The organism is Frankia sp. EI5c, assembly GCF_001636565.1.
In the GTDB taxonomy this organism is placed as follows: Bacteria; Actinomycetota; Actinomycetes; order Frankiales; family Frankiaceae; genus Parafrankia.
Genome location: NZ_LRTK01000094.1, coordinates 1 through 5,183 on the forward strand (window position 1 = coordinate 1; position 5,183 = coordinate 5,183).

Annotated in this window: 4 protein-coding genes and 6 pseudogenes; all 10 read left to right on the plus strand. The window is 71.1% G+C overall.

The features are described from left to right. Positions 1-288: hypothetical protein (locus UG55_RS30335; RefSeq protein ID WP_206779422.1), on the plus strand; the 288-nt coding region annotated here is incomplete at both ends. A gap of 78 nt (positions 289-366) precedes the next feature. Further along, the coding region (locus tag UG55_RS48070; RefSeq protein WP_396230996.1) for a hypothetical protein at positions 367-744 on the plus strand (378 nt) is incomplete at its 3' end. 41 nt (positions 745-785) lie between these two features. Beyond that, positions 786-871: pseudogene (locus tag UG55_RS48075) on the plus strand (hypothetical protein); the annotation flags it as partial. A 1-nt stretch (position 872) separates the two neighbouring features. Further along, positions 873-1,068, plus strand: a pseudogene (locus UG55_RS48080) (hypothetical protein); the annotation flags it as partial. A 450-nt stretch (positions 1,069-1,518) separates the two neighbouring features. Then, positions 1,519-1,983: DUF11 domain-containing protein (locus UG55_RS30350; RefSeq protein WP_206779423.1), on the plus strand; the 465-nt coding region annotated here is incomplete at its 3' end. A gap of 1 nt (position 1,984) precedes the next feature. Then, positions 1,985-2,106 (plus strand): annotated as a pseudogene (locus UG55_RS48085) (hypothetical protein); the annotation flags it as partial. Position 2,107: 1 nt separating this feature from the next. After that, positions 2,108-2,560 (plus strand): annotated as a pseudogene (locus UG55_RS48090) (hypothetical protein); the annotation flags it as partial. A gap of 1 nt (position 2,561) precedes the next feature. Beyond that, positions 2,562-2,607 (plus strand): annotated as a pseudogene (locus UG55_RS48095) (hypothetical protein); the annotation flags it as partial. Positions 2,608-3,209: 602 nt separating this feature from the next. Beyond that, on the plus strand, positions 3,210-4,095 hold an 886-nt coding region (locus UG55_RS48100; protein ID WP_396230995.1), incomplete at its 3' end, for a hypothetical protein. Between the two features lie 86 nt (positions 4,096-4,181). Beyond that, positions 4,182-4,460, plus strand: a pseudogene (locus UG55_RS23760) (hypothetical protein); the annotation flags it as partial. Positions 4,461-5,183 lie beyond the last annotated feature (723 nt).

A 5,183-nucleotide genomic window follows, 5' to 3' on the forward strand; every position in this document is an offset into this window, starting at 1 on the left:
GTCCCGGGCGGGGCGATCCGGTTCACCGCCACCTACACCAACACCGGGCAGACCCCCTACAACAACATCACGATCCGCACCAGCGCGGCCGACCTCTCGGACGACTTCGTGGGCATCGGCGACCAGACCGCGTCCTCGGGTGTGATCTCCATCGACGAGCTCACCTTCGAGTCGGTGTGGACCGGGAGCATCCCGGTGGGCGGCACGGTCACCCTCACCGGAAGCGGGACCGTCCTCGACCCCGACCCGGGCAACCGCGACATCGTCACCGTCGTCCACACGACCGCCNCCGGCAGCAACTGCCCGGTCGGCAACCCCGCCCCCGCGTGCCGCGTCTCCGTCCCGGTCCTGCTGCCGGGCCTGACGATGACGACGGCCGCGGACGTCCCCACCGCCGTGCCGGGCGGGGTGGTCAACTACACCGTCACCATCACCAACAGCGGCGAGACCCCCTACACCGGCGCCGCGGTCGCCAACAACCTGACCGGCGCCCTGGACGACGCCGTCTACGGCGGCGACGCCACCGCCTCCACCGGCAGCGTGGCGTTCGCGGGCCAGACGCTCACCTGGACAGGCGACCTCGGCGTCGGCCAGGTCGCGACCGTCACGTACTCCCTGACGGTGCGCAACCCGGACCCCGGCGACAAGGTGATGCGCAACATCCTCAGCTCCACCGTCCAGGGCAGCGCCTGCCCGCCGAACAGCGGTAACACCGGCTGTGCCGGGAGTGTCGCCGTCCTGACCNCGGCCCTGACGATCGCGAAGTCGGCGAGCACCGCGACGGNCCTGCCCGGCGAGGCGGTCACCTTCACCATCGCCGTCAGCAACACCGGGCAGGTGCCCTTCCCCGGCGCCACCGTCGTCGACGCGCNGGGCGGAGTCCTCGACGACGCGACCTACAACGGGGACGCGGGCACCACCGCGGGCACCGTCGACGTCACCGGCTCCACCCTGACCTGGACCGGTGACCTCAACCCGGGCGGCTCGGCCACGGTCACCTACTCGGTGACCCTCCTCGGCAACGGCCTGGGCAGCGGCGACGGCATCCTCGCGAACTCCGCCACCTCCNCCGTCGCCGGCAACAACTGCCCGACCGGCGGCACCGACCCGCGCTGCTCGGCGACCGTCCGGCGCAGCGAGCTCAACATCTCCTTCACCGGCAACCGGAGCACCGCCGGACCGGGAGAGGTGATCAGCCGAATCGCCACCATCACGAACACCGGACAGGTCCCCTACACCGGGGCCACGGTGTACCTGAGCAACGACGACACCCAGAACCTCCTCTCCTACAACGGCGACGCGAGCACCACCACCGGCTCAATCCAGTTCGACCTGGTCAACCTCCGGATCGTCTGGACCGGGGATCTCGCACCCNGGCAGGCGGCCACCATCACCGCGTCATCCACGGTGAGGCCCGTCACACAGGGCGGAGAGGTGACGAGCGTCGCCGAGTCCCCCACTCCCGGGAGCAACTGCCCGATCGGCGGGTCCGACCCCGCGTGCAGCAACCTCCTGACGGTGCTGAAACCGCAACTCACCATCGTCAAGACCCCCAGCACGACCACCACCGTCCCCGGCGGCACGATCACCTGGACGGTCACGATCAGCAACACCGGCGAGACCGCCTACACCGGCGCGACGGTGACCGACGATCTCACCGGTCTCGCCCAGGACACGGACTACAACGGCGACGCCACCGCCACCACCGGCGCCCTGGGGTACAGCGCCCCGCTGCTGACCTGGACCGGCGACCTCGCCGTCGGCGCCAGCGCGACGATCACCTTCACGACCACCGTCCACCAGCAGATCCAGGGCCCGCACGCGCTGTTCAACACCGTCCGATCGGCCGAGCTCGGCAGCACCTGCCCACCGAGCGGCGGCAACGCCCCCGGCCCCTGCCGCGCCCTCGTCCTGATCCTCATCCCGCAGCTCACCATCACCAAGACCGCGGCCACCGGCAGCCCCGCCGGGACGGCGGTGGCCNGCAGCCCGATCGACTACACCGTCACCGTCGCGAACACCGGTGAGACCCCGTACACCGGGGCCTCCTTCACCGACGACCTGACCGACGTCCTCGACGACGCCGCCTACAACGGTGACGCCGCGNCCACCACCGGCACGGTCGACTTCACCGACCCGGAGCTGACCTGGACCGGCGACCTCGCCATCGGCGCGACCGCGACCATCACCTACTCGGTGACGACCGCGCTGCCCGCCAACGGCAACCACACGGCGACGAACGCGGTCTCCTCCGCCACCCCCGGCACGAACTGTCTCGCCGGCGGCACCGACACTGCGTGCACGACCACCACCACGGTCCTGGTCCCGGCCCTGAGCATCACCAAGGCGGTCGACCAGGCGAGCATCGTGACCGGTGGCACCGTCCACTACACGATCACCGCGACCAACACCGGGGAGAGCCCCTACAGCGGGATCACCATCACCGACACCCTCGACGATCTGGCCGGCAACGCCACCTGGGTCGGTGACGCCGCGGCCACCACCGGCACGGTCGACTTCACCGACCCGGTCCTGACCTGGACCGGCGACCTCGCCATCGNCGCGAGCGTCACCATCACCTACTCGGTCGCGGTCGACGATGCGGCCNCCCNGGGCGCGGTGCTGGCGAACCGGGTCGTCTCCCCCGCGCCGGGCAGCACGTGCACCGGCCTCGGGACGGAACCCGCCTGCGAGACGTCGACCACCATCGACGCGCAGACGCTCACCCTCACCAACCTCACCGACTCGTTCACCTTCTCCGGGCAGCCGCAGGACGCCCTGACTCTCCACAACGCGGTCACCATGACGGTCATCACGAACAGCGCCGACGGCTACACGGTCTCGGTGCAGGGCACCGGCCCCACGCTCACCGCCCAGAACCCNGCGAACGACGACACCATCCCGCTGGACGCGCTGTCCGTGCGGGGCACCGGGCAGGCCGGGTTCCAGCCGCTTTCGGAAACCACCCCCNCCCTCGCGCACAGCCAGGACGCACCGTCCGCGCCCGGCGGAGACGCGATCAGTAACGACTTCTCCGTCGACATCCCCTTCGTAGCCTCCGACACCTACAGCACGACGCTCGATTACATAGCTGCCACGAAGTGACACGCAGCGTGCAGCCCGAGCCGCCGAGCCGCCCTAGCCCGGTGCCAGGCCCACGCGCGCCNACAGCATCGGGGACGCCCCCTCAACGTCTGGAAGCGGTGACGATGACCGTTCCTCCCCCCGCCGGGCCCGCGCCCAGCACACGCCCGCACGCCGCGGCCTTCCTCCGCGCCCGAGGCACCGGCGCCACACTGTCCGTCGCCGCCTTCGTCGCCGCCTTCGCCGCCGCCACCTTCGCCCCCGCTACCTTCGCCCCCGCCGCGTTCGCCCCCGCCGCGTCCGCCGCGCCAGTCCTAGCCACCGCCGGCCCGCCCGGGGAATCCGAAGACGCCGGCCCGCTGCTGGCGATCCAGATCGACAACGGGGGCACCGCTACCGAGGCTGGCGACCAGCTCACCTACACGACCCGAATCCGCAACCTCGGGACAGCCGACGCGGAGGATCTGGTCATCACCCAGACCCTGCCGCCGGGTGTCCGCCTGAAGTCGGCCGACCAGGACGGCCGGGTCGACGACGGCCTCGTGACCTGGCATGTCGACCTTCCGGCCGGGCGGACGTCCTCGTTCGTCACCTCGCTGGAGCTGGCGGAGCCGCCACCCGGCCAGCTCCGGCTGGCAGTCGTCTCCTGCGTGCGCGCCGACGGCGCGGACCGGCCGACCGTCTGCGCCGCCGACTCGGACGAACTGCCCGCGGGCGGCGCCGCGAGCGGCGACGGCGAGAACGGCTCCGACGGTCTGCTGGCCTCGGTCGGCGGCGTCTCCACGCTCCTCGTGCTGGGCGGCATCGCCCTGATCGCCAGCACGCTCGCGGTCGTCAGCCGACGGCTCCTCCGGCGCCGGCGCCCCACACCGACCCCCCAGAACGGCCCGACGACGCAGGACGGCCCCACCCAGCCGGAGATCCCAGCCATCCCCGCCCAGCTCCGCGCCGACGCCGGGGCCCTCGACGAGACCGGTGCCACGGTGGAGCCATCCGGCCGGGCCACACCAGNGAGGTAACGAGGACCTGCACAGCCCGGACCATCGCACCACCGGCAACGGGGGAAGAATGGACGCGGCCAGCAGGAGGAGAACGCGATGGAACCGGGTGAACCCGACGGGCCGTGGTGGGTGCACTGCCGGTGCGGTGCCCTCAACGGTGAACACCCGACCGAGGCCGAAGCCCAGGCGGCCGTCGAGAACCACCCGGACTCGGGCCGACGGTGTGGCGGGATCTGGAAGAGCCCCTGCCCACCGGGAAGCAGCTCGGTACCCATGTTCCTGCTGGGCGACGACACCTGCACCGATGCCGCCGTCGACCAGGGCGCCGACGGCCAGTGGCGGGTTACCTGCTCCTGCGCCGCACTGGACAGCCTGNNCTTCGCCACCCACGAGGAGGCGGCCCAGGCGATGGACGAGCACCTCGACGCCGAGGACAGCCGCTCCCGGGCCCTCTTCGAGCATCTCGCCAAAGAACACTTCGACAGCCGCCCCCACCGCGGCTGACCCCGAAAAAACAGACCGTCTACCACCCTCGATCTTCAGGACCAGGCCCCACACGCCACCACAACCAGAACCCCAGAGAACCCAAACCCCCGCAACCACCGAAGCCCGTGGGGGGTCTCGGGGGGCTCGGCCCCCCCGGCAAACATTGCGAAACGACCAGGTCACCCCCCCGGCTGACACACCTAACCCCGAGTGGAGCGGGCGACGGGAATCGAACCCGCGTTGCAAGCTTGGGAAGTTGATTCGAGGTCGACCCGAGGTCAACTGCTCACAGCAGGTGAGAGGTCAGAGTGTCCTGGACTGCCCCTCTGCGCCCTCACCTAGCGACCCGCGGGTGGCCNNACCGCAGGCCCCAAGCNGGTCCGGCTGTCGCGGCACGGATCCCACCGCTTAGGAGTGCCACGGTGCCCCGTACGCTATCGTTCCAGGCCATCCCGACTCGCTGGTCGGCAGGTGCTCCGACATGGCCACGATCGTGGCTGAACTGCGGTGAACGAGACCAAGACTGAGACAGGGCCCCGGCAAGTTTGCTGATGCGTAGGCAGTGGGTCAGCCCTGGGGTTTCTGGTGGGGCTGAGTAGCGGGAGACCGGTG